This is a genomic window from Vibrio sp. Vb0349 (genome assembly GCF_033338975.1).
In genome coordinates this window covers 1-1,127 of sequence record NZ_JAWOTS010000370.1, presented here as the reverse complement: position 1 = coordinate 1,127, position 1,127 = coordinate 1, and the positions used below count along the sequence as shown (strand labels likewise).

Genomic DNA, 1,127 nt, shown 5'->3' with positions numbered 1-1,127 from the left:
AGAGCGAGTTGCGAAAGGTCAGCCAACATTGGTTGGTACAGTATCGATTGAAAAATCAGAACTACTCTCCAACGCCTTGAAGAAAGCGAAGATCAAACACAACGTTTTGAACGCTAAGTTCCATGAGAAAGAAGCGGAAATCGTTGCTGAAGCAGGTATGCCTGGTGCGGTAACTATCGCAACAAACATGGCGGGTCGTGGTACAGATATCGTGCTAGGTGGTAGCTGGCAAGCAAAAGTTGAATCACTACAAGATCCAACGAAAGAGCAAATCGACGCAATCAAAGCTGAGTGGAAAAAAGTTCACGATCAAGTTTTAGATGCTGGTGGTCTGCACATCATCGGTACTGAGCGTCATGAATCTCGTCGTATCGATAACCAGTTACGTGGCCGTTCTGGTCGTCAAGGTGATGCGGGTTCATCTCGTTTCTACCTATCGATGGAAGACTCACTACTGCGTATCTTCACTTCAGATCGTATGGCAAGCTTGATTCAAAGCGGTATGGAAGAAGGCGAAGCAATCGAATCTAAGATGTTGTCTCGTTCTATTGAAAAAGCACAACGCAAAGTGGAAGGTCGCAACTTCGACATCCGTAAACAGCTTCTTGAATACGATGACGTGGCGAACGATCAACGTAAAGTGGTTTACGAACTGCGTGATGAGCTCATGAACGTTGACGATATCAGCGACATGATTGAACAAAACCGTGAAGATGTGCTCACAGCGATCATCGACGAATACATTCCACCACAATCTCTAGAAGACATGTGGGATGTGGAAGGTCTTCAAGAACGTTTGAAAGCAGATTTCGATCTAGACGCGCCAATCAAGCAATGGCTTGAGGAAGACGACAAACTGTACGAAGAAGCGCTGCGCGAGAAGATTATCAGCCTAGCCGTTGAAGTATACAAAGCGAAAGAAGAAGTTGTGGGTGCACAAGTGCTTCGTAACTTCGAAAAATCAGTGATGCTTCAAACACTCGATACGCTTTGGAAAGAGCATCTGGCGGCGATGGATCATCTGCGTCAAGGTATCCACCTACGTGGCTACGCACAAAAGAACCCGAAACAAGAGTACAAACGTGAATCGTTTGAATTGTTTGAAGGTTTACTTGAAGCGCTAAAGA

At 45.5% G+C, this 1,127-nt stretch carries 1 pseudogene; it reads left to right on the top strand.

Annotation, left to right across the window (positions count from 1 at the left end):
* Window positions 1–1,127 (top strand): annotated as a pseudogene (gene secA, locus R7Q47_RS25915) (preprotein translocase subunit SecA); the annotation flags it as partial.